This window comes from Azospirillum sp. Marseille-Q6669, from assembly GCF_965111635.1.
Genome location: NZ_CBCOOP010000005.1, coordinates 272,183 through 294,204 on the forward strand (window position 1 = coordinate 272,183; position 22,022 = coordinate 294,204).

General features: G+C 70.0%; 24 protein-coding genes. 14 read left to right on the forward strand and 10 right to left on the reverse strand.

The window, feature by feature from the left end; translation table 11 throughout:
* Nucleotides 1-555, reverse strand: a complete 555-nt coding sequence (locus ACWPXE_RS26575; protein WP_454020237.1) for a NifU family protein — start codon at nucleotides 553-555, stop codon at nucleotides 1-3.
* Between the two features lie 108 nt (nucleotides 556-663).
* Between ACWPXE_RS26575 and ACWPXE_RS26580 the strand changes: the two genes are divergently transcribed.
* Both ACWPXE_RS26580 and ACWPXE_RS26585 read left to right on the forward strand, forming a co-directional pair.
* Entirely contained in the window at nucleotides 664-1,908 is a 1,245-nt protein-coding gene (locus tag ACWPXE_RS26580; protein WP_454020238.1) for an adenylate/guanylate cyclase domain-containing protein, read from the forward strand.
* Nucleotides 1,909-1,938: 30 nt separating this feature from the next.
* Nucleotides 1,939-3,405: a fused MFS/spermidine synthase gene (locus ACWPXE_RS26585; protein ID WP_454020239.1), complete on the forward strand. Its 1,467-nt coding sequence runs from the start codon at nucleotides 1,939-1,941 to the stop codon at nucleotides 3,403-3,405.
* Nucleotides 3,406-3,411: 6 nt separating this feature from the next.
* Here ACWPXE_RS26585 and ACWPXE_RS26590 read toward each other — a convergent pair whose 3' ends face one another.
* From ACWPXE_RS26590 to ACWPXE_RS26605, 4 genes are all read right to left on the reverse strand, one after another.
* A complete protein-coding gene (locus ACWPXE_RS26590; protein WP_454020240.1) occupies nucleotides 3,412-3,942 on the reverse strand; it encodes a universal stress protein in 531 nt (176 codons plus the stop codon).
* A 3-nt stretch (nucleotides 3,943-3,945) separates the two neighbouring features.
* Nucleotides 3,946-4,725 carry a TIGR02186 family protein gene (locus ACWPXE_RS26595; RefSeq protein WP_237904598.1) on the reverse strand — a complete coding sequence of 260 codons (780 nt, stop codon included), beginning with the start codon at nucleotides 4,723-4,725 and terminating at the stop codon, nucleotides 3,946-3,948.
* Nucleotides 4,722-5,639, reverse strand: coding sequence for a sulfite exporter TauE/SafE family protein (locus ACWPXE_RS26600; RefSeq protein WP_014238878.1), 918 nt, complete (start codon nucleotides 5,637-5,639; stop codon nucleotides 4,722-4,724). Before ACWPXE_RS26600 ends, ACWPXE_RS26595 begins: the two co-directional genes overlap by 4 nt.
* A gap of 63 nt (nucleotides 5,640-5,702) precedes the next feature.
* The gene (locus ACWPXE_RS26605) at nucleotides 5,703-6,701 is read right to left on the reverse strand and encodes an adenosine kinase (protein ID WP_014238879.1); all 999 of its coding nucleotides are present in this window, start codon (nucleotides 6,699-6,701) and stop codon (nucleotides 5,703-5,705) included.
* A gap of 177 nt (nucleotides 6,702-6,878) precedes the next feature.
* On the opposite strand from ACWPXE_RS26605, the gene ACWPXE_RS26610 reads away from it, so the two are divergent.
* A complete protein-coding gene (locus ACWPXE_RS26610; RefSeq protein WP_454020241.1) occupies nucleotides 6,879-7,571 on the forward strand; it encodes an EI24 domain-containing protein in 693 nt (230 codons plus the stop codon).
* Nucleotides 7,572-7,764: 193 nt separating this feature from the next.
* Entirely contained in the window at nucleotides 7,765-8,580 is an 816-nt protein-coding gene (locus tag ACWPXE_RS26615) for a bactofilin family protein (RefSeq protein WP_454020242.1), read from the forward strand.
* A gap of 112 nt (nucleotides 8,581-8,692) precedes the next feature.
* On the opposite strand, the gene nth is transcribed toward ACWPXE_RS26615, so the two are convergent.
* Nucleotides 8,693-9,352, reverse strand: a complete 660-nt coding sequence (nth, locus tag ACWPXE_RS26620) for an endonuclease III (protein WP_454020243.1) — start codon at nucleotides 9,350-9,352, stop codon at nucleotides 8,693-8,695.
* Between the two features lie 93 nt (nucleotides 9,353-9,445).
* Between nth and ACWPXE_RS26625 the strand changes: the two genes are divergently transcribed.
* On the forward strand, nucleotides 9,446-9,958 hold the full coding sequence (locus tag ACWPXE_RS26625) for a DUF2244 domain-containing protein (protein ID WP_454020244.1): 513 nt from the start codon (nucleotides 9,446-9,448) through the stop codon (nucleotides 9,956-9,958).
* A gap of 88 nt (nucleotides 9,959-10,046) precedes the next feature.
* Complete coding sequence (locus ACWPXE_RS26630; RefSeq protein WP_454020245.1) at nucleotides 10,047-10,934, forward strand: bifunctional transcriptional activator/DNA repair enzyme AdaA; 888 nt, start codon at nucleotides 10,047-10,049, stop codon at nucleotides 10,932-10,934.
* Between the two features lie 16 nt (nucleotides 10,935-10,950).
* On the opposite strand, the gene dapB is transcribed toward ACWPXE_RS26630, so the two are convergent.
* Both dapB and znuA read right to left on the reverse strand, forming a co-directional pair.
* On the reverse strand, nucleotides 10,951-11,748 hold the full coding sequence (gene dapB, locus ACWPXE_RS26635) for a 4-hydroxy-tetrahydrodipicolinate reductase (protein ID WP_014238885.1): 798 nt from the start codon (nucleotides 11,746-11,748) through the stop codon (nucleotides 10,951-10,953).
* 71 nt (nucleotides 11,749-11,819) lie between these two features.
* Entirely contained in the window at nucleotides 11,820-12,812 is a 993-nt protein-coding gene (gene znuA, locus ACWPXE_RS26640) for a zinc ABC transporter substrate-binding protein ZnuA (RefSeq protein WP_454020246.1), read from the reverse strand.
* An 89-nt stretch (nucleotides 12,813-12,901) separates the two neighbouring features.
* Here znuA and znuC point away from each other — a divergent pair, with 89 nt between their 5' ends.
* Together znuC and znuB are read left to right on the forward strand one after the other, a co-directional pair.
* Nucleotides 12,902-13,726, forward strand: a complete 825-nt coding sequence (znuC, locus tag ACWPXE_RS26645; RefSeq protein ID WP_454020247.1) for a zinc ABC transporter ATP-binding protein ZnuC — start codon at nucleotides 12,902-12,904, stop codon at nucleotides 13,724-13,726.
* Nucleotides 13,719-14,507, forward strand: a complete 789-nt coding sequence (gene znuB / locus ACWPXE_RS26650; protein ID WP_149165374.1) for a zinc ABC transporter permease subunit ZnuB — start codon at nucleotides 13,719-13,721, stop codon at nucleotides 14,505-14,507. The genes znuC and znuB overlap by 8 nt, the downstream gene beginning before the upstream one ends.
* A gap of 3 nt (nucleotides 14,508-14,510) precedes the next feature.
* Here znuB and ACWPXE_RS26655 read toward each other — a convergent pair whose 3' ends face one another.
* Complete coding sequence (locus ACWPXE_RS26655; protein WP_454020248.1) at nucleotides 14,511-15,395, reverse strand: LysR family transcriptional regulator ArgP; 885 nt, start codon at nucleotides 15,393-15,395, stop codon at nucleotides 14,511-14,513.
* A gap of 106 nt (nucleotides 15,396-15,501) precedes the next feature.
* Here ACWPXE_RS26655 and ACWPXE_RS26660 point away from each other — a divergent pair, with 106 nt between their 5' ends.
* Nucleotides 15,502-16,101 carry a LysE/ArgO family amino acid transporter gene (locus ACWPXE_RS26660; RefSeq protein ID WP_454020249.1) on the forward strand — a complete coding sequence of 200 codons (600 nt, stop codon included), beginning with the start codon at nucleotides 15,502-15,504 and terminating at the stop codon, nucleotides 16,099-16,101.
* 62 nt (nucleotides 16,102-16,163) lie between these two features.
* On the opposite strand, the gene ACWPXE_RS26665 is transcribed toward ACWPXE_RS26660, so the two are convergent.
* The gene (locus tag ACWPXE_RS26665; RefSeq protein ID WP_454020250.1) at nucleotides 16,164-17,477 is read right to left on the reverse strand and encodes a methyl-accepting chemotaxis protein; all 1,314 of its coding nucleotides are present in this window, start codon (nucleotides 17,475-17,477) and stop codon (nucleotides 16,164-16,166) included.
* A gap of 338 nt (nucleotides 17,478-17,815) precedes the next feature.
* Here ACWPXE_RS26665 and ACWPXE_RS26670 point away from each other — a divergent pair, with 338 nt between their 5' ends.
* The 5 genes from ACWPXE_RS26670 to ACWPXE_RS26690 all read left to right on the forward strand — a co-directional run bounded on the left by ACWPXE_RS26670 (nucleotide 17,816) and on the right by ACWPXE_RS26690 (nucleotide 21,863).
* Entirely contained in the window at nucleotides 17,816-18,601 is a 786-nt protein-coding gene (locus ACWPXE_RS26670) for a (Fe-S)-binding protein (protein WP_454020251.1), read from the forward strand.
* Nucleotides 18,602-18,605: 4 nt separating this feature from the next.
* Entirely contained in the window at nucleotides 18,606-20,042 is a 1,437-nt protein-coding gene (locus tag ACWPXE_RS26675) for a LutB/LldF family L-lactate oxidation iron-sulfur protein (protein WP_454020252.1), read from the forward strand.
* A 2-nt stretch (nucleotides 20,043-20,044) separates the two neighbouring features.
* Nucleotides 20,045-20,731 carry a LutC/YkgG family protein gene (locus ACWPXE_RS26680; protein ID WP_454020253.1) on the forward strand — a complete coding sequence of 229 codons (687 nt, stop codon included), beginning with the start codon at nucleotides 20,045-20,047 and terminating at the stop codon, nucleotides 20,729-20,731.
* 313 nt (nucleotides 20,732-21,044) lie between these two features.
* The gene (locus ACWPXE_RS26685) at nucleotides 21,045-21,446 is read left to right on the forward strand and encodes a Smr/MutS family protein (protein ID WP_454020254.1); all 402 of its coding nucleotides are present in this window, start codon (nucleotides 21,045-21,047) and stop codon (nucleotides 21,444-21,446) included.
* Nucleotides 21,447-21,458: 12 nt separating this feature from the next.
* On the forward strand, nucleotides 21,459-21,863 hold the full coding sequence (locus tag ACWPXE_RS26690) for a helix-turn-helix domain-containing protein (protein ID WP_454020255.1): 405 nt from the start codon (nucleotides 21,459-21,461) through the stop codon (nucleotides 21,861-21,863).
* Nucleotides 21,864-22,022 lie beyond the last annotated feature (159 nt).

The window sequence follows — 22,022 nt, forward strand, 5'->3', positions numbered from 1 at the left end:
TCAGCGGACGGCGCGAACCTCGACCACCTCGGGGATGTAGTGGCGCAGCATGTTCTCGATGCCGGCCTTCAGCGTGGCGGTGGAGCTGGGGCAGCCGGAGCAGGCTCCCTTCATCTCCAGATACACCACGCCCTCCTCGAAGCCGTAGAAGGTGATGTCGCCGCCGTCCTGGGCCACCGCCGGGCGCACGCGGGTGTCCAGCAGCTCCTTGATCTGGGTGACGATCTCGTCGTCGTCCGCGCTGACGGCGTGGCCGTCGCCGGCCGCCTCTTCCAGAAGCACCGGGCGGTTGGCGGTGAAATGCTCCATGATGACGCCGAGGATCGACGGCTTCAGCAGGAACCACTCCTTGTCGCCGGCCTTGGTGATGGTCACGAAGTCGGCGCCCAGGAACACGCCCTGGACCCCGTCGATCTCGAACAGCCGCTGGGCCAGCGGCGAAGCGGCGGCACCATCGCGGGACGGGAAGTCCGCGGTGCCGCGTCCGAGCACGTCACGCCCCGGCAGGAACTTGAGAGTCGCCGGGTTGGGCGTCTGCTCGGTCTGAATGAACATGGTGATATCCTCCATCGGCGCCGAACAACACTGGCGGCGTAGGCGAAACTTGGGCAGAATCCGCCGACAGATCAAGCATCGCATCTTTATGGTTATCGATCCGTGAGCATGGCACCGCCCGCGGCCACCGCACCGGCAACCCCTGCGGCCCCATCCATCGACGACGCCGCGCGGGAGGTCGTCGAATGGCTGCTTCTGGAAGGCCGGCACGCACCCGGCTTCGAGCCGATGATGGACCGCTTCTGCCGGCGCCTGATGGCGTCCGGCGTCCCGCTGCTGCGCGCCGTTTGCGCGCTGCCCCTGCTGCACCCGCAGATCCGCACCATCGCCTTCTTCTGGCGCCGCAACGCCGAGCAGGTGGAGACCACCACCCGCGCCCACGGCACGGAAAACAGCACCGAATATCTGACCAGCCCCTTCGCCACCCTGATCGAGGACGGGGCCGACGGCCTGCGCTACCGGCTGGAGCAGATGGAGCCGCCCTGGCCCTACCCGGTCTTCGCCGAGCTGCGGGCGCAGGGGGCGACGGACTATGTCGCCATGACCGTGCTCTTCGCCGGGGGGCGGCGCAACGTGCTGAGCTTCACCACCGATCGGCCCGGCGGCTTTTCCACCGCCGATCTGGCGCTGGTCGACGCGGTGCTGCCGGCGCTGGGCGCGGTGCTGGAGACGCTGGCGCTGCGGCGGCTGGCGACGACGGTGCTGGACACCTATGTCGGCCACCGCACCGGCGCGCGCATCCTGTCCGGCGACATCCGGCGCGGCACCGGCGCCAACGTCCGCGCCGTGCTGTGGTACTGCGACCTGCGCGGCTTCACCTCGCTGGCCGACCGGCTGCCGCGCGAGGAGCTGATCGCGCTGCTGAACGGCTATTTCGAGATCATGGGCGGCGCCGTGGAAAGCCGCGGCGGCGAGATCATGAAGTTCATCGGCGACGCCATGCTGGCCATCTTCCCGCTGGAGGAGAGCGACCCGACCGGGGCCGCCGCCTGCACCAAGGCGCTGGACGCCGCGGAGGAGGCCCTGACCGACATGGCCGCCCGCAACGCCGAACGCTCCGCCTGGGGCCAGCCGACCCTGCGCTGCGGCATCGCCCTGCACATGGGCGAGGTCATGTACGGCAACATCGGCTCCGCCAACCGTCTGGACTTCACCGTCATCGGCCCGGCGGTCAATCTGGTCAGCCGGATCGAGGGGCTGTGCAGCCGGCTGGAGCGCAACGTCCTCACCTCCGCCGAGGTGGCCGAGGCCTGCGCCAGCCGCCTCGTCTCGGTCGGCTGGCATCCGGTGAAGGGGCTGAACGACCCGATCGAGGTCTATGGGCTGAAGGGGAAGACAGGGACCGATGAATAGGGCGATGCAACAAACCCACGATCGCCGGACTTGAGCGGTCCCGATCCCTCCCCCTCCCGCCCGTCCCTCCGCTCCTTCGCGCTGGTGGCCGCCGCCTTCTCGGCGGGCTGGTCGCTGATGATGATGGAGATCCTCGGCGGGCGGCTGATGGCGCCGCATTTCGGCTATTCGGTCTATCAGTGGGGCGCCGTCATCGGCGTGGTGATGACCTTCATGGCCGCCGGCTACTGGACCGGCGGGCAGCTCGGCGACGGGCCGAAGGCGGTGCCGGCGTTGCGCGCCGCCCTGCTGGCCGGGGTCGCCGCGGCGGCGCTGACGCCCTGGCTGGGCAAGCCGATGCTGGCCGACGCCGCGGGCCGCTTCAACGCGGTGGAGGGGTCGGTCGTCGGGGCGGGGCTGATCCTCGGCCTGCCGTCCTTCGCGCTGGCCATGGTATCGCCGATCTGCGCGGGCTTGAGCAGCCTGACCGGTGCCGCGGCGGCGGGGCGGATCTACGCGGTCGGCACGCTGGGCAGCATCGGCGGCACCTTCTTCGCCTCCTTCTACGCGATCCCGCAGGTCGGGGTGTCGGCGGGCTACGCCCTGGCGGCGGTGCTGCCGGCGCTCGCCTGCCTGTTCGTTCCGGGTGGGAAACGGGTGGCCGCCGCCGCCGCCCTGGCGGTTCCCCTGGCCTGGGCCGCCGGCCACGGCGAGGGGCAGGGCTTCGCCCTCTACCGCGAGACGCCGCACAACACCATCATGGTGCAGGAGGACGCCGAGCAAATCCGCCTGCATCTGAACGTGGCCTGGGCCACCCAGTCGCGCCTGCGCAAGGACGGCGGCCCGACCGGCCTCTACTACGACCTGTTCGCCGCAGTCCCAGCCCTGGGAAACGGCAAGCGCGTCCTGGTGCTGGGGCTGGCCGGCGGTGCCGCCGCCAAGGAAATCCTCGACGTCTGGCCGGGCGCCGACATCCTGGGGGTGGAGCTGGACCCCGCGGTGGTCGAGGTGGCGCGCGAGAGGTTCGGCCTGCGGCCCGAGGTGCGAGTCGCCGTGGAGGACGCCCGCCGCCACGTCGAGCGGTCGCCGGAGCAGCACGACGTGGTGATCGTCGATCTCTATTCGACCGCGCTGATCCCATTCTTCACGGCGACCAGGGAGTTCTTCGCGGCGGTGGAGCGGCGGGTGGCGCCGGGCGGCGTGCTGGTCATGAACGTCGCCTCCCCCATGGACCGCGACGCTCTGGTCGGGCCGCTGGCGGCGACGCAGGGGGCGGTCTTCCCATCGGTGTACGTCGCCGACGCCGGGCGCGGGAACTATCTGCTGATCGCCACGAAGGAGGCGCGTACGCTTGAGGATCTGAGCGTACGCCTGCGCGCCGCTCCGCCGGGTGCAACGTACGCGGCCTCGCGCATCCTGGAGTCGCTGGCCCCCGCCGAACTGGCCGGGCACCCGGTGCTGACCGACGACCGGTCCGACATCGACCAGCGCAGCCTTACCGCCCTCTATGGACGTTGAGACGCCTTACGTGATGGCGTCCAGCGCGTCGATGCCGATGCCGCCCGGCACGATGGTCAGCGGAATGCGCATCTTCGCAAGGCCGCGGTTGGTGAAGTAGGAGATCAACGGCCCCGGCCCTTCCGGTTCGACGCCGGCGGCCAACACGAGAATGGAGATGCTCGGCTCCTCGTCAATCAGGGCCAGCACCTCGTCGCGGCGGTTGCCTTCACGCACGTACAGGGCCGGCAGGGTGCCGGTTAGCCGGTTCACGTCGCGGGCCAGCTTCTGCAGCTTCTGCTCCGCCTCCGCGCGTTGCTCCTCGCGCATCAGATTTTCCAGGGCCAGCCACTGCTGCACCTCGCCCGGCTCGATGACGTAGAGCAGCGCCACCTTGCCCCCCGACTTTCGCGCGCGCAGGCAGGCGTAGCGCAGGGCGAGCTGAAGCTCCGGGCTCTCGTCCACCACGACCAGGAAGATGCGGACCGGCGGCTTGGCCGTGGCTTCCGGGGTGACGTCCGCCCCGGCGTTCGGATCGGTCGCAATCGGATCGGACATGGGTCACACCCTCCGGAAGATGGCGCCGGCCAGCCAGCCGGCGGCGATGGCGCCAATCACCGCGGCAACACCGTAAATCATCGGCTGGTTGCGCGCAAAGTCGTAGATTTCCGCGCTGAAGCCGACCTTGGACACCACCAGCGGCGTGGTCTGGGCGCTGACCACCTCGCCGTCGCGGATCAGCAGCGCTTCCACATTGTACAGCCCCGTCGGCACGTTGGCCGGGAAATAGATGTTGGTCCGGAACAGCCGCTCGCCGAGAAAGGCCACCTGCCCCAGCGTGATGCCGTAGAGCCCGGCCCGCTGCTTGTTGCGGATCAGGGCGGAGCGGAACAGGGCGAGTTGGTCCGGGGCCAGCTGCTCGCGCGGGCCGAGCTGGAGGTTCGGCAGGCCGATCTGGTGGCGTTCCAGCACCGGGCGGCCGACGAACTGGTCCAGCGGGCGGTTCGTTGCGACCATGTAGTAACCGGGCACCTGCTCGAACCGCACGCTGCGCGCGTTGATCCAGATGCCGGCGATCCGCTCCTTGCGACGCACCGTGACCGGGGTGCGCGGGCCGGTCACCACGATGGCGACGTCGCCCGCCCCGTCGGTGGTGCCGAACAGCACAACCTCCGTCCCGGTGAAGCCGGTGGTGATGGCGATCAGGTGGCTCGACAGATCGGCGACGAGCTGCTGCGCCCACACCGTCGCAGCCAGGAACACCCCCGCCAGAAGCCCCACCAGCCCGCCGGCGATCCGGACGGACCACAGCCGTCCGGTGCCCCTGCGGACAGCGCTCACGACATCCTCGTCGAGATGGTGAAGACGTCGTTCGGCTCGACCACCAGATCGAAGGCGAGCTTCAGCGCCACCGCGACGACCAGCGAGGCCAGCAGAAGGCGCGCCTGCTCGCCGCGCAGACGGCCGCCGGCCTTGGTGCCGAACTGCGCGCCGACTACCCCGCCGATCAGCAGCAGCAGCGCCAGCATCACGTCCACCGTCTGGTTGGTCGCCGCCTGGAGCAGCGTCGCCATCGCCGTGGTGAAGATGATCTGGAACAGCGAGGTGCCGGCCACCAGCCCGGTCGGCATGTTCAGCAGATAGATCATCGCCGGCACCAGCATGAAGCCGCCGCCGATGCCCATGATCGCCACCAGCATCCCGCCGACCGCCCCGATCCCGGCCGGCAGCAGGGCGGAGATGTAGAGCTTGGAGCGCTGGAACCGCATCTTCAGCGGCAGGCCGTGCAGCCACATGTGACGGTGCAGCTTTCCCCGCTTGGCGGTGGGGGCGCGGCGGCGGATCAGCGCGCGGCTGGCCTCCACCATCATCATCGTGCCGATGGTGCCGAGGAAGAAGACGTAGGACAGCGTGATCGCCGCGTCGATCTGGCCGATCCGCTGCAGTATGGAGAAGATCCATACGCCGACCACCGTGCCGACCATGCCGCCCAGCAGCATGACGACGCCGAGCTTGACGTCCACGTTGCCGCGCCGCCAGTGGGCGAGCACGCCCGACACGCTGGCGGCGACGAGCTGGTTGGCCTGGGTGCCCACCGCGATGGCGGGCGGAACGCCGATGAAGATCAGCAGCGGCGTCATCAGGAAGCCGCCGCCCACCCCGAACATGCCGGACAGAAAGCCGACGAGCCCCCCCATGCCGAGCACGAGCAGGGCGTTGACCGACATCTCGGCGATCGGCAGATAGACTTGCATGGGGGCGGGGCCGGCGGACGGGAAGGTCCGCCAGCTTATACCGTACAGGCGCTGTTCCGGCAATTAGGCCGGAACGCCCGCGTCTTTAAGCAGATCGGCCAGCACGACGTCCGGACGGGCGCCGACATGGCTGATGATCTCCGCCGCGGCCAGCGCGCCGATGCGGCCGCACACCGCCGGGGCCATGCCACGGGTGAAGCCGTAGAGGAAGCCGGCAGCGTAGAGGTCGCCGGCCCCCGTGGTGTCGACCACGCGGGCCACCGGGGATGCGGGAACCTCGACCACCTCGCCGCCGGAGACGATGACGGCGCCCTTCTCGCTGCGCGTCAGGGCGGCGGTCTTGCCGAGACGCTTCACCGCCTCCAGCGCATCCTCGAAGCGGTCGGTCTTGTAGAGGGCGGTGATCTCATGCTCGTTGGCGAACAGGATGTCCACGTGGCCCTCGACGAGGTCCAGGAACTCCGCGTGATGGCGGTGGACGCAGAAGCTGTCGGACAGCGAGAGCGAGACCTTGCGCCCGGCGCCGTGGGCGGTGGACGCCGCCTTGCGGAAGGCCTCCTTGGCGCGGGGCGGGTCCCACAGATAGCCTTCCAGGTAGGTGACCTGCGAGTTGGCGATCAGCGCCTCGTCGATGTCCTCCGGCCCCAGCTCCACGCAGGCGCCGAGGAAGGTGTTCATGGAGCGCTGGGCGTCCGGCGTTACCAGGATCAGGCAGCGCGCGGTCGGGGCGCCGCCGTGTCCGGCCGCCGTCTCGAAATGCACGCCGGCGGCGCGGATGTCGTGGCGGAAGACCTGGCCGAGCTGGTCGCCGTGGACCTTGCCGATGTAGGCCCCCCGACCGCCCAGCGAGGCGATGCCGGCCATGGTGTTGCCGGCGGAACCGCCCGACACCTCGATGCCCGGACCCATGCGGCCGTACAGCTCCTCGGCGCGGGCGGCGTCGATCAGCGTCATCGCGCCCTTCTCGATGCCGTTGGCCGTGAGGAAGGCGTCGTCGGCATGGGCGATCACGTCGACGATGGCGTTGCCGATGCCGGTGACGTCGAATTCGGCCGTGGCCATGGGCGCTCCTTGGAAAGGCTGGGGAAATGCGGTGTTTGGACCGCTGAACAAAACCGGGCGCGAGTATAGCGGCCCGCCCTCACATCTCAAGCGCGGCGCAAGGCCCCCTGGAATGGAACGGCCCTCCGTCGTAGATAAGCGTCGCCCGACTGCAACGGCCCCATAGAGAGAGTCCGTATGATCCGCGCCCTGATTCTCGCCATCGGACAGCTTTCCGACCCGGCCTCCCGCCGCGTCGTGTGGATCGGCGTGCTGTCCGCCATCCTGGCCTTCGCCCTGCTGGCCGGGGCCGTGTGGTGGGCGCTGTTCCACACGGCGCTGACCGGCTACGCCTGGGTGGACGGGGTGCTGGACGTGCTGGGCGGGCTGGCCGTCCTGCTGCTGGCCTGGGTGCTGTTTCCCGCTACGGTCGGCATGGTGTCCAGCTTCTTCCTGGACGAGGTGGTGCAGGCGGTGGAACGGCGCCACTATCCCCAGTTGCCACCGCCCCGCCAGACCGGCCTCGGGGAAGAATTGCTGACCGCGCTGCGCTTTTTCGCCATCGTCCTGCTGGTCAATCTGTTCGCCCTGCCCCTGTATCTGATGGTGCCGGGGTTGAACCTGCTGATCTTCTACACCGCCAACGGCTATCTTCTCGGCCGCGAATATTTCGAGATGGTGGCGATCCGGCGGATGGGACGGAAGGAGGCGGGGTTTCTGCGGCGTTCCAGCCCGTTGAAACCATTTTTGGCTGGCGCGGTAATTGCCTTTCTTTCGACAATTCCTTTCGTCAACCTGCTGGTGCCGGTGATCGCGAGCGCCTTCATGGTCCATGTCTACCATTCCATGACGGGGTCCATGCCGGGCCTTTCCCGCCGGGAAGGGCCGTGACGGACCGCTGGGCGGCGCGGCCCCGACCGTGCACCAAAGCCCACTTGCGGCCGGCCGGATGACCGTGTTACCCCGGCGGGGTGGTCTTTTGGCTGCCGTCGATCGGGCCCGGTTCATGCGAAACCGCCTCCAATGACCCGACCTCGACGACCTGCCAACCTTCACGACCTGACTGACCTGGGGATCAACGTTCATGCTGTTCGGACGAAAGAATCCGCCCGTCGGTGCGCCGAAGACCCAAAGCGCCGACCCGGCCACCTTGGCCGCACCACAGGCGGGCGCCGCCGAACCCGCGGCGGCGGTGTCGCCGCTTGCCTCCCTGAGCAACCCGTCCGCGGCGAATCCGCCGGCCGCCTCCGCCCCGGTCGCCCGCACGCCGCAACCCGAGCCGATTTCCTCCAAGGGACCCGAGATGAACACGAGCACCCCGAAGCCGCCGGCCGGCGCCCCGATCCCCGGTTCGAGCTACAAGCCGACGGACATTCCGCGCCGCACCGTCGACCTGCCGGGTGCCACGCCGCGCCGTCCCGAGGGGTACGGCGCCCCGGCCGCCGCTCCCGCCGCGGCCCCCGCCCCGGTCGCTCCGGCGCCGGCCGCTCCGCTCGCCAGCGACCAGCGCCGCCTGATCGTCGGCCGCGACATCTCCCTGAACGGTGAGATCGGGTCCTGCGACATCCTGGTCGTGGAAGGCACGGTGGAGGCCAAGCTGCGCGACGGCCGGTCCATCGAGATCGCCGAAACCGGCCTGTTCAAGGGCGCCGTGGAGATCGACGAGGCCGACATCGGCGGCCGCTTCGAGGGCGACATCATCGTGCGCGGCCGCCTGACCGTGCGCTCCACCGGCAAGATCAACGGTTCGATCAAGTACGGCGAGCTGGCGGTCGAGGCCGGCGCCCTGCTGAACGGCGAGATCGGCAAATACACCCCGGCGGCCAAGCCGGCCGCGGCCCCCGCCGCCCCGGCGGAAGCGGCCCCGGCTGCGCTGGACCCAATCGTGGTGGACGGCTAAACGCCGTTAAACGCGGTATCGCGATCAAGCCCGGCGGGGATCGACCCCTCGCCGGGCTTTTTCTTTTTCCAGGTATCGCAAGCGTTTCACGGGAAACATCACACCTTGCCGCTCACACCGCGGCGGCCGGCAGGACCTTGTCCTTGAAGCCGCACAGGTCGCTGACCGGGCAGACGAGGCAGTCGGGCTTGCGCGCCTTGCAGACGTAGCGGCCATGCAGGATCAGCCAGTGGTGGGCGTGCCGGCGGTAGGCCTTGGGAACCACCTTCAGCAGCTTGGCCTCCACCGCGTCGGGGGTCTTGCCGGGAGCGAGGCCGGTGCGGTTGCCGACGCGGAAGATGTGGGTGTCCACCGCGATGGTCTCCTCGCCGAAGGCGACGTTCAGCACCACGTTGGCGGTCTTGCGCCCGACCCCGGGCAGGGTTTCCAGCGCCTCGCGGTCGCGCGGCACCTCGCCGCCATACTGGGCGACCAGGATTTCCGACAGACGGATGACGTTCTTGGCCTTGGTGTTGAACAGGCCGATGGTCTTGATGTAGCCGCGCAGCCGCTCCTCCCCCAGCTCCACCATCTGCTGCGGCGTGGTGACGATTTGGAACAGCGGGCCGGTGGCCTTGTTGACGCCGACATCGGTGGCCTGCGCCGACAGCACCACGGCGACCAGCAGGGTGTAGGGATTGATGTATTCCAGCTCGCTCTTCGGCTCCGGGTTGGCGGCGCTGAGGCGGCGGAAGAATTCCTGGACGGCGGCGGGCTTCATGGCGCGCAGCATAGCGGGACCCTGGCCGTCCATGCAAACATGGCGAATGGGCCAACACGCCGGGTGGAACCCGCGCCCAAGCCACACCAGTTTGTGTGCATGACCATGGCCAGTCATAATCTGCCCCCGGCTTCCCGCGTCTTCTTTGACGCGATCCTGCACCCGCATCGCAGCCTGGGACGGCACGGATTCCGTGTTCTGATGGGCGTGGTGATCCTCGCCAACCTGCTGATCGCCGGCATCTTCGCCGCCAATGGGGCATGGCCGGTGGTGCCCTTCTGCGGGCTGGACGTGGTGATCCTCTGGCTGGCCTTCCGCGTCAACAACCGCGCCGCCCGGCTGTATGAGCGGGTGCGCCTGACCGACACCGACCTGACCGTCCAGCGCGTCGTCTGGAACAAGCCGGAGCGGCGCTGGAGCCTTCAGCCCAACTGGCTGCGCGTCACCCTGGACGGCCCGCCCCGGCACGGCGGCCAAGTCACTCTCTCCTCGCATGGGCAGTCGGTGGCCGTCGGCGCCTTCCTGACGCCGGACGAGCGGGCGGACTTCGCCAAGGCGCTGCGCGGCGCGCTGACCCTGTGGCGCCGTGCCCCCTGCCACCCCGAACCGGTGCCCTGACCGCGAGGCGCGTTGCGCAAGAAACGGGTTGGTCGGCCCGCTCCGGCGGCGCATCCTGCGCCAGACATGGAGCCTGGGAGAGAACGCCATGCCGTGCCTGAATCCCGCCGAAGACCCGGTCGACGCGCGGCGCCACCGCGCCATCGCCACCGCCATCCGTCATCTCGTGGACCACTGGCAGGACCAGCCGGGACTGGACGAGCTGGCCGCGGTCGCCGGCATGAGCCCCTTCCATTTCCAGCGGCTGTTCACCCAATGGGCGGGGATCAGCCCGAAGCGCTTCCTGCAATTCCTGACACTGGACAACGCCAAGCGGTTGCTCGCCGCGAACCAGAGCGTGCTGGACGTGGCGCTGGACGTCGGCCTGTCCGGCCCGTCGCGGCTGCACGATCTGTTCGTCGCCTGCGAGGCGATGACGCCGGGCGAGTACAAGGCACTGGGCGGCGGGCTGACCATCCGCTGGGGCCTGCACCCGACCCCCTTCGGCCCGTCGCTGGTCGCCGCCACCGAGCGCGGCGTCTGCTGGCTGAGCTTCGCCGAGGAGGAGGACGGGCGCGACGCGCTGGCCGAGATGGCCGCCGCTTGGCCGGCCGCCCGTCTGGTGGAGGACGCCAACGTCACCCGCCCGGTCGCCGCCCGCGCCTTCCGCTGGGACGGTTCCGCAGGAGGCGAGCCGCTGCGCCTGCTGATGAAGGGCACCAATTTCCAGATCAAGGTGTGGGAGGCGCTGCTGCGCATCCCCTCCGGCGCCGTCGTGTCCTACGAGGACGTGGCCCGCGCCATCGGCCAGCCGACCGCCATGCGGGCGGTGGGGGCGGCGGTGGGGCGCAACCCGGTCTGCGTGCTGATCCCCTGCCACCGGGTGATCCAGAAGTCGGGGATCATCCACAACTACCGCTACGGCATCCCCCGCAAGCGCGCCCTGCTCGCCTGGGAGCAGGGGCACGCCATGCCGGAGGACGAGGCGGCCGCTTGAAGAGCGGCCTGACCGGTCAGAGGCCCAGCACGTCCTTCATGCTGTAGAGGCCCGGCTGCTTGTCGTTGGCCCACAGCGCCGCGCGAACGGCGCCCTTGGCGTAGATCTGGCGGCCCGACGCCTTGTGGGTCAGCTCGACCCGCTCGCCCTCCGCGGCGAAGACCACCGTGTGGTCGCCGATGACGTCGCCGCCGCGCAGCGTGGCGAAGCCGATCTCGCCGCGCGGGCGCACGCCGGTGTGGCCGTCGCGGACCTTCTGCCAGACATCCTCCAGCGCCACCCCGCGCCCCGCCGCCGCCGCCCGGCCGAGGCCGAGCGCGGTGCCCGAGGGGGCGTCCACCTTGTTGCGGTGGTGCATCTCCAGGATGTCGATGTCGTAGTCGTCGCCCAGCGCCCGGCCGACCTGTTCGACCAGCGCCAGCAGCAGGTTGACGCCCAGCGACATGTTCGGCGACTGGACGATCGGGGTGTGGGTGGCGGCCTGGGCGATGGCCTCCTGCTGGGCCGGGCCGATGCCGGTCGTGCCGATGACCAGCACCGTTTCCGACTGGGCGGCCAGCGCCGCGTGGCGGACGCTGGCGTCGGGGCTGGTGAAGTCGATGACCGCGTCCGCCTCGGCGAACAGCGCCGCCGTGTCCTCGATGGCAACAACGCCCAGCGGTTCGAGGCCGGCGAGAACGCCGATGTCCTTGCCGAGCGCGGGGCCGCCCACCCGCTCCGTGCCGCCGGCCAACGTGCAGCCCGGCGTGGCGGCGATCTCGCGCACCAGCATCTGCCCCATGCGCCCCGCGCACCCGACGACCCCGATCTTCATGCCTGCCTCCCTGGGAGAATTCCGACACGGGTCTAGCACAGCCGGGGGCGGGGCTTAAGCGCCGAGACGCGTCAGGAGCCCAGGCAATCCTTCAGCGAGGCGGCGATGTTGCGCATCAGCGCGGGGTAGAGGCCCGGGCCGTCTTTCAGGTCCGCCCCCTCGGGATCGAGCACGCCCTTCTTCGCCGGGGTGCCCTCGACGATGGTGTTGACCAGCGCCGGCTCGAACTGCGGTTCGGCAAAGACGCAGGCGGCGCCGAGGCCGCCGATCTTGGCGCGGATCTCCGACAACCGCTTGGCCGAGGGGCGGCGTTCCGGGCTGACGGTGATGGCGCCGACACCGTTCAGGCCGTACTGCGCCTCGAAATACTGGTAGGCGTCGTGGAAGACGACGAAGGGCTTGCCGGCCACCGGGGCCAGCGTCGCCTTCAGCTCCGCGTCCAGCGCGTCGATGGAGCGGGCGGTGCGCTCGGCGTTGGCGGTGTAGGCGGCGGCGTTGGTCGGGTCCTTGGCCGCCAGAGCCTCGGCGATGGCCGCGACCATGGCGCGGGCGTTGGCGGGGGAGAGCCAGATGTGGGTGTTCACCTCGTCATGGCCGTGCCCGTCCTCATCGGCGTGCTTGTCCTCATGCTTATGATCGTGTCCGTGATCGTGCTTGTGTTCATGCCCATGGTCGTGGGCCTCCCAGGCGCCGCCCTCGCGGGCGTCGAGCAGGGTGACGCCCGGCGCCTCCAGCAGCGTGACGGAGGTGGCTTTCTTCGCGTTCGCCGTCACCGGCTTTTCGAGGAAGCCTTCCAGTTCCGGCCCGATCCAGAAGACGAGGTCGGCGGCGGCCAGCGCCTTCGCGTCCGACGGCTTCATGGCGTAGGTGTGGGGGGACGCCGCGCCACGCACGATCAGCGCCGGCTCCGCCACTCCCTCCATCACCGCGGCGACCAGGGAATGGACCGGCTTGATCGAGGCGACGACCTTCGGCGCTTCGGCCAGCGCCGGGCTGGCGGAAAGGGCGGCGGCGAGGGTTGCAGCAAGGGCAAGGAGCGGCAGGGGGCGCATCGCGGCACGCATGGGTGGGTTCCTCATCGTCTGACTGGACAGCCGGGTCTTTCCGGCGCATAGCTGTCTTCGTTTCCAGCAATGTCACGTTATAACATAACATGTCAATCCATCACGGGGCCCATCACGCGGCTCCCCACGCGGCGTGTTCGCCGATCCCGTCCCTGGCCCCTCCCCTGGTCGACACCAAGGGCCTGACGGTGCGGCTGGGCGGGCGGACGATCCTCGACCGCGTGGATCTGGAGGTGCGGCCCGGCGAGATCGTCACGCTGATCGGCCCCAACGGTGCGGGCAAGACGACGCTGGTGCGCGCCGTGCTGGGCCTCGTCCGCGCCTCATCCGGGGTGGTGGAGCGCCGCCGGGGCCTGCGCATCGGCTACATGCCACAGCGCCTGACCGTCGACGCAACCCTGCCGCTGACGGTCCGCCGCTTCCTGGCGCTGTGGCGCCCGGTGACCGAGGCGCGCATCACCGCGGCGCTGGAGGAGGCCGGCGTCTCCCACCTCGCCGCCAGCCCGGTCCAGACGGTGTCCGGCGGCGAGATGCAGCGGGTGCTGCTGGCCCGCGCCCTGCTCGGCGATCCCGAGCTTCTCGTCCTCGACGAGCCCGACCAGGCGGTGGACGTCCATGGGCAGGCCGAGCTGTTCGGGCGCATCGAGACGCTGCGCCGCACCCGCGGCTGCGGCGTACTGCTGGTCAGCCACGATCTGCACACGGTGATGGCCCGCACCGACCGCGTGCTCTGCCTGAACGGCCATGTCTGCTGCCAGGGCGCGCCGGAGGACGTGCGGCGCCACCCGGAATACCGCGCCCTGTTCGGCGGCCACGCCGACGCGCTGGCCGTCTATGTCCACCACCACGACCACGCGCACGCCAGCGACGGCGCCGTGGTGCCCGGCCATGACGGGGACTGCTGCCATGGATGATTTCGTTCTGCGCGCGCTGGCCGCCGGCTGCGGCATCGCGCTGGTCGCCGGCCCATTGGGCTCCTTCGTGGTGTGGCGGCGCATGGCCTATTTCGGCGACACGCTGGCCCATTCCGCCCTGCTGGGGGTGGCGCTGGGCTTCCTGCTGGGCGTCAACCCGCTGATCGGCGTGGTCGGGGTCTGCGTCGCGCTGGCGCTGGCGCTGGTCGGGCTGCAGCGGCGCCGCGCGCTGGCCACGGACACCGTGCTGGGCATCCTGTCGCATTCGTCGCTGTCGCTGGGCCTCGTCGCCATCGCCTTCCTGGAGACGCTGCGCGTCGATCTGGTCGCCTATCTGTTCGGCGACATCCTCAGCGTCACCACCGGCGATCTGGCCTGGATCTACACCGGCGGGGCGGCGGCGCTGGGCGGGCTTCTGTTGCTGTGGCGCCGGCTGCTGGCGGTGACGGTGGACGAGGATCTGGCGCGGGTGGAGGGCATGCCGGTGGAGGCGCTGCGGCTGGCCTTCATGCTGCTGATCGCGCTGGTCATCGCGGCGGCGATGAAGATCGTCGGCATCCTGCTGATCACCTCGCTTCTCATCATCCCGGCGGCGGCGGCCCGCCGCTTCTCCCGCACGCCGGAGGCGATGGCCGCCCTGGCCTCGGTCTTCGGGATCGCCGCGGTGCTGGGCGGTCTGCTCTCCTCGCTGAACTGGGACCTGCCGGGTGGGCCGAGCATCGTGGTCGCCGCCGCCGCCCTCTTCCTGGCGAGCATGATGGTGCCGACGGCGAACCGGTAAGCGTCAGACTTGCGTCAAGCGGGCGCGCGCCGTCGTCAACACCGAGCGCGTGATGTCGGCCAGGGTGCGGCTGGCGATGCGGCTGCGCTGCCAGAACAGCGGCACGTCGAGCGGCTGGCCCGGCACCAGCGCGACCAGCCGCCCGTCGCGCAAAGCGCCGGCGACCAGCGGTTCCGGATTCATGCCCCAGCCGAGCCCGGCCAGCGCCGCGTCCACGAAGGCGTGGGTGGAGGGCATCCAGTGGGTCGGCGAGGCGATCTCCACCCCGAAGGCCTGACGGGTCCACTGCGTCTGCAGCCGGTCCTTGCTGTTGTAGGTCAGGCGCGGTGCGCGGGCCAAAGCCGCCGCCTCCACCCCATCGGGGAAATGCCGGCGCAGGAAATCCGGGCTGGCCGTCGCCACGTAGCGCAAGGCACCCAGCGGGGTGCTGTCGCAGCCCTGCACCGGCTGGGCGCCGGACGTCACCGCCGCCAGCACTTCTCCCCGGCGCAGCCAGTCGGCGCTGTGCTCCTGGTCGTCGAGGACGAGGTCGAACAGCACGTCCGGCGTCCCGGCCATCGCGGCGACGAACCATGTGGCGAGGCTATCGGCGTTGACCGCCATGCGCACCGTCACCGCCGGCCCGTCCTGCGGCAGGCCGGGAAGCCCGTCCCGCAACTCGCTCTCCAACAGGGCCACCCGTTCCGCGTGCTGGCTCAGCCGCAGGCCGGCGGGGGTGCCGGTGCAGGGCGATCCGCGCACCACCAGGATTGTCCCCATTCGCTCCTCCAGCAACTTCACCCGCTGCGACACGGCGGAGGGGGTGACGTGGAGCTGCGCCGCCGCCCGCTCGAAGCTGCCGGTGCGGACCACCGCGGCCAGCGCGGCGAGCAGGGCGTAGTCCAGCATGGCTTAGCGTTCCTTAATCCGGATAAGAGACTTTAGTTATTCTAATCCGGACGGCGATGGTAGGGGAACGGCCTCCGCCGCACTATCGCCAACGAATGGGGCCGCCATGCTCTCCGCCTTTCTTCCCGGCCTTCTGCTGGGTCTCAGCCTGATCGTCGCCATCGGCGCGCAGAACGCCTTCGTGCTGCGCCAGGGATTGCGCGGGGAGCATGTGCTGGCCGTCTGCGCGACCTGCGCGGTGTCGGACGCCCTGCTGATCCTGGCCGGGGTCGGCGGCTTCGCCCAGGCCGCCCGATGGCTGCCCTGGCTGGAGACGGCGACCCGCTACGCCGGGGCGGCCTTCCTGCTGGTCTACGGGCTGCGCAGCTTCCGCTCGGCTTGGCAGGCGGGCGGCGCGCTGGACCCCGCGGCAGCGGTTCCGGCGGGGCTCGGCGCGACGCTGGCGACCTGCCTGGCGCTAACTTGGCTGAACCCGCACGTCTATCTGGACACGGTGGTGCTGGTCGGGTCGGTGTCCACCCAGTTCGCCGAGGGCAAGCACGCCTTCGCGCTGGGGGCGATGACCGCGTCCGTCCTGTTCTTCTTCGCGCTAGGTTTTGGTGCGCGCCTGCTGCGGCCCGTCTTCGCCCGGCCCGGCGCGTGGCGGGCGCTCGACACCGGCATCGGTGTCGTCATGTGCACGATCGCGGTGACTCTGGTGGCCTGAGCCAAAGCATCGTCTCCCAGGGGCCGGCGCGGAGATCCCCCTTCCCCGCGCCGGTCCTGCCGTCAGGACGCCTTCAGCGCCTGCAGGAAGGTCTCGACCTGATGCTTCAGGCTGTCGGACTGGCCCGAGAGGTCGGAGGAGGAGCGGATGACGAGGGTGGAAGCCTGCGCCGTCTCGTTCGCCGCCACGCTGACCGCCTCGATGCTGCGGGCGATCTCGTCGGTGCCGCGGGCGGCCTGGGCGACGTTGTTGGAGATCTCCTGAGTCGCCGCCGCCTGCTCCTGCACGGCCGAGGCGATGGTGGTGGAGATCTCGTTGATCGACCGGATCGTCTCGCCGATGCCCTGGATGGCGCCGATCGTCTGGTTGGTCGCCGCCTGGATGCCTGCGATCTGGGCGGAGATGTCCTCGGTCGCCTTGGCCGTCTGGTTGGCGAGGCTCTTCACCTCGCTCGCCACCACGGCGAAGCCCTTGCCGGCCTCGCCGGCGCGCGCCGCCTCGATGGTGGCGTTGAGCGCCAGCAGGTTGGTCTGCCCGGCGATGCCCTGGATCAGCTTCACCACGTCGCCGATGAGCTGCGCCGACTGGGCGAGGCTGTCGGCGGTGCCGCCGATCTGCTCGGTGCGAGACACGGCCTCGCGGGCGATGGCGACCGACCGCTCGACCTGCTGGCCGATTTCCCCGATGGAGGCGGAAAGCTGCTCCGCCGCCGCGGCGACCGCCTGGACGTTGGACGCCGCCTGGGCGGTGGCGCTGGCCGCCTCTGCGCTCTGGCGGGTCGACCGTTCCGACAGGGCGCCGAGCTGGCGCGACACGCCCTGCATGTCGGCCGAGCTGCCGGACACCGCCTGCACCACGCTCTTGACCTTCGCGTCGAAGTCGGCGGCGAGGGAGCCGGCGCGCTGGCGCATCTCCTCCTCCTCCTGGACGTCGATCAGCGAGCCGCAGGCGCGCAGCGCCACGCCGGCCGCGTTGCGCCGGCAGCCGCCGATGGCGCGGAACCAGCGGTAGGAGCCGTCGCGCATCTTGACGCGGTAGCGCACGTTGAAGGGCGTGCGGCCGCTGGCGTCGGCCAGGAAGGCGCCGAAGGCGGCGAAGGTCGGGGCGCTGTCGTCCGGGTGCAGGCGGTCCGACCAGGAGGTCATCAGGTTCGGGAAATCCTGCTCGCCTTCGAAGCCGAGCAGCCGGCGGAACTGCCCGGACCAGGTCCAGCGGCTCTGCGGATGCGCCGGGTCGCCGTTGTGGAACACCGCGTCCCACAGGCCGACGCCGGCGTGGTTGCCGTAGAGGTCGAGCGCTTCGGTCAGCTCGGCCAGTTCAGCGCCGCGCCCGTTGCCACCCTTGGACCCACCCCGGAAAAATCCCATCAGACTCATGGACTTGCCCCCTCCCCTCACACGACAATCGCTACAACTTCCAGATGATCTTCATGACCGAAGCGATCGGCCAGCCTGTCTTCGTATACGGACGATATGTGAATTTAGATTTCATTTTGGTAAAAACGTTTTCCATCTTTTTGAAACAGAAAGCGTGCCGGCCCCATTGTTTGTTTCGCTTTCTGTATGTTCGTCCTTTTTACTTTTGGTTGTGCAAGACCCTTCGACCAGCGGCGCACCGCGACCGGACGCCGCCGGCCCGGCCCGTTGCCATCCCCAACAGGACGACCTACAGTCGCCAGCGTGAGGGGATAAGCACACAAGAAGAACAGGACACCATGGCCGACACCCGCCCCGCCCCCCGAGTGGGGCTGTTCGTCACCTGCCTCGTCGATGTCTACCGCCCGACGGTCGGCTTCGCCGCGGTGAAGCTGCTGGAGGACGCCGGCTGCACGGTCGAAGTGCCCGCGTCCCAGACCTGCTGCGGCCAGCCGGCCTTCAACGCCGGCGACCGCGCCACCGCCAGCGATCTCGCCCGCAGCACCATCGCCGCCTTCGAAGGGTTCGATCACGTGGTCGTCCCCTCCGGCTCCTGCGCCGGGCAGATCCGCAAGCATTACCCGGAGCTTCTGGCCGACGACCCAGCCTGGGCGGCGCGCGCCCGGCACCTGTCGGCGCGCACGCACGAGCTGGTGTCCTTCCTGACCGACGTGCTGGGGGTGACGGACACCGGCGCGCGCTACGACGGCACGATCACTTACCACGACAGCTGCTCCGGCCTGCGCGAGCTGGGCATAAAGGAGCAGCCGCGCCGCCTGCTGGCCAAGGTCGAGGGGCTGACGCTGAACGAGCTTCCGGGGGCGGAGGTCTGCTGCGGCTTCGGCGGCACTTTCTGCGTCAAGTACCCGGACATCTCCAACCGCATGGTCGAGGCCAAGACCGCCGACATCGCGGGCACCAAGGCCGACACGCTGCTGGCCGGCGACATGGGCTGCCTGCTGAACATGGCGGGCAAGCTGAAGCGCGAGGGCTCCGCCATCCGCGTCCGCCATGTCGCGGAGGTGCTGGCCGGCGTCACCGACACCCCTCCCATCGGTGAGCCCATAAAAAGTGGGAGGGCATAACGCCATGCAGCCGACCACCCACGCCTTCCCCGAGAACGCCCGCAAGGCGCTGAGCGACGAGCGGCTCCAGAAGGTCCTGGCCATCGCGCCGGCCGGGTTCGTCAACCGCCGCAAACAGGCCGCCGACCGGCTGCCGGAGTTCGAGGCTCTGCGCGACCAGGGCCGCGACCTGAAGAACCACGTCCTGGCCAACCTCGACACCTATCTGGAGGCCTTCGAGGGCAAGGTCACCGAGCAGGGCGGCCATGTGCACTGGTGCCGCACCGACCAGGAGGCGCGCGACGCCATCCTGGGCATCTGCCGCAAAGTCGGGGCGAAGACGGTCACCAAGGGCAAGTCGATGATTTCCGAGGAGATCGGGATCAACGACCACCTTGAGGCCAACGGCCTGACACCCATCGAGACGGATCTCGGCGAATACATCATCCAGCTCCGGCGCGAGCCGCCGAGCCACATCATCGCCCCGGCCTTCCACCTGTCCAAGGCGGACGTGGAGGGCACCTTCCGCCAGGCCCACACCGACTTGCCGGCGGACCGCGTGCTGGACGAGCCCAAGGTGCTGATCGCCGAGGCGCGGCAGGTGCTGCGCCGCAAGTTCCAGCAGGCCGACGTCGGCATCACCGGCGCCAACATCATGGTGGCGGAGACCGGCTCGACCGTCATCGTCACCAACGAGGGCAACGGCGACCTGACGCAGATCCTGCCCCGCGTCCATGTGGTGATCGCCACCATCGACAAGGTGGTGCCGACGCTGGAGGACGCGGCGCTGGTGCTGCGCCTGCTGGCGCGCTCCGCGACGGGCCAAGAGGCGTCGGCCTACACCACCTTCTCCACCGGGCCGCGCCGCCCCGGCGACCTCGACGGGCCGGAGGAGTTCCACGTCGTTCTGCTCGACAACGGGCGGTCGGCGCTGCTCGGCACCGAGTTCCAGGACGTGCTGCGCTGCATCCGTTGCGGTGCCTGCATGAACCACTGTCCGGTCTACGGATCGGTCGGCGGCCACGCCTACGGCTGGGTCTATCCGGGGCCGATCGGGTCGGTGATGCAGCCCGCCCTGCTGGGGGTGAAGGAGGCCGGGCACCTGCCCAACGCCTCCACCTTCTGCGGGCGGTGCGAGGCGGTTTGCCCGATGCGCATCCCCCTGCCCAAGATGATGCGCCACTGGCGGGAGAAGGAGTTCGAACAGAACCTCCAGCCCGCCGCCATGCGCCGGGGGCTGGCGCTCTGGGGCTGGTTCGCGCGGCGCCCGGCGCTGTACCACGCCGCCACCCGCATGGCGGTGCGGGCGCTGGGGATGCTGGGCCGCGGCAAGGGGCGTTTCGCCCGCCTGCCGCTGGCGCAGGGCTGGACCCGGCACCGCGACATGCCGGCGCCGGAGGGCAGGACCTTCCAGCAGATGTGGGCCGAAAGGAAAGCGGCCGAAAAGAAGGGGACGCGCTGACCATGGCCGACACCAGCTCCGCCCGCGCCCAGATCCTGGGCGGCATCCGCAAGGCGCTGAACTCCGCCGAGGGGTCCGAGGAGGCGCGCCAGAGGCTCGCCACCCATCCGCGCAACCTGATCCCGGCCCGCGCCCAGCGTCCCCACGACGAGCAGGTCGAGCTGTTCGCCGCCATGGCGACGGAGGTCTCGGCAACCGTCGAACTTCTGGGCGGGATGGCCGAGGTGCCGGGGGCGGTGGCCGACTATCTGGCCGGGCTGAACCTGCCCGCCGAGGTCCGGGTCGCCCCGGACACCGCCTTGGACCCCATCCCCTGGGACCAGCGCCCGACCCTGACGGTGACCAAGGGTCGCGCCCGCGACAGCGACGGCGCGTCGCTGACCGGCGCCTTCGCCGGGGTGGCGGAAACCGGCACGCTGATGCTGCTGTCCGGAGCCGAGCGGCCGACCACGCTGAACTTCCTGCCCGACACCCACATCGTCGTGCTGAAGCGCGGCCAGATCGTCGGCACCATGGAGGACGCCTGGGACCGCCTGCGCGCCGCCGGGGCGACCGATGGCGGAAAGGGCGCCCTGCCCCGCACCGTCAACTTCATCACCGGGCCGTCGCGGACCGGCGACATCGAGATGCGGATCGAGCTGGGCGCCCACGGGCCGCGGCGCCTTCACATTCTGCTGGTGGAGGATTGACACGACTGAGTGTTCAAGGGTTTATCGCTGAGCAACCCGCGCCGGAACCCGTGTTTAGCCGTGTTTGATCCGCCCCGCCCTTCGACCTGCGCGCCCGGACGGGCCGCGCCGAGGTCCATGCCATGAGCCGCCGCCGCTCGGTCTCCACCGAGGAACGGCGGCTGTGGCGGAATAGATGATTAGCCGAAATCGCGAGGAATAGGAGATTTTTTTTTTTGACAAGAAGAAGCCGGCATACGAGTTCCGCCTTAGTCGCGGGGGCGGGGAGATGTGTAAAAGAGACGGCCCCCCCCCCCGCCCGCCGCGCGGGGGCGTGCCGAAGGGCGGGCGCCCGTCGCAGCCGCCGCTGAAGGTCGGCAACCTCGACAACATCGACCGCCGCACCGCCGACCGCTTCTCGCGCGGCGAGATGGAAATCGACGGGCGCATCGACCTGCACGGGATGAGCCAGGCCCAGGCCCACGGCGCCCTGTGCGGCTTCGTCCACCGCGCCTGGCACGAGGGGCGGCGCTGCGTGCTGGTCATCACCGGCAAGGGCACCTACACCGGCGGGGTCGGCGTGCTGCGCCAGTCGGTGCCGCGCTGGCTGGCCGACGCCTCCCTGCGCCCGATGGTGCTGGCGGTGCGCCCGGCGCAGCCCCGGCACGGCGGCGATGGGGCGCTGTACGTCCTCATCAAGCGGCGGCGCGACCAGCATCAGGGCTGGCACCGCTAGGACGAGGCCGCGATGACACCCTTCGGCGAACGGGTCCGCGCCCTGCGCGAGGGCAAGAGCGTGACGCTCAAGCAGATGGCGGCGGACCTGCACATCTCCTCGGCCTATCTGTCGGCGCTGGAGCATGGCAAGCGCGGCCAGCCCTCCGCCCAGCTCGTCCGGCAGATCTGCGCCTATTTCGGCATCATCTGGGACGAGGCGGAGGAGCTGGAGCGGCTGGCCGACCTGTCGCACCCGCGGGTGACGGTGGACACCGCCGGGCTCAACCCGAAGGCGACCGAGCTGGCGAACCGATTGGCCGAACGCATCCACGACCTGGACGACGGAACGCTGGACCGGCTGCTCCTTCTGCTGGACGAGGCGCCGGCCCGCGGCGGCGCGGCGGTGCGGCGGCGGACGGCTCCACGGCGGCGATAGGATGAGAAGACCTCGCAACGCCCTGATTTGCCTTGTGGGTTAATCGGTCGCACCTTCGGCCTGGGCAACCGGACGTTTCGCGTTCGCTTTCGCCGCGCTGAATCCCTTACCATCCCGTCCGGGTTGCCCCGAAGCCAGGCTTGACCAGACGGGATTATC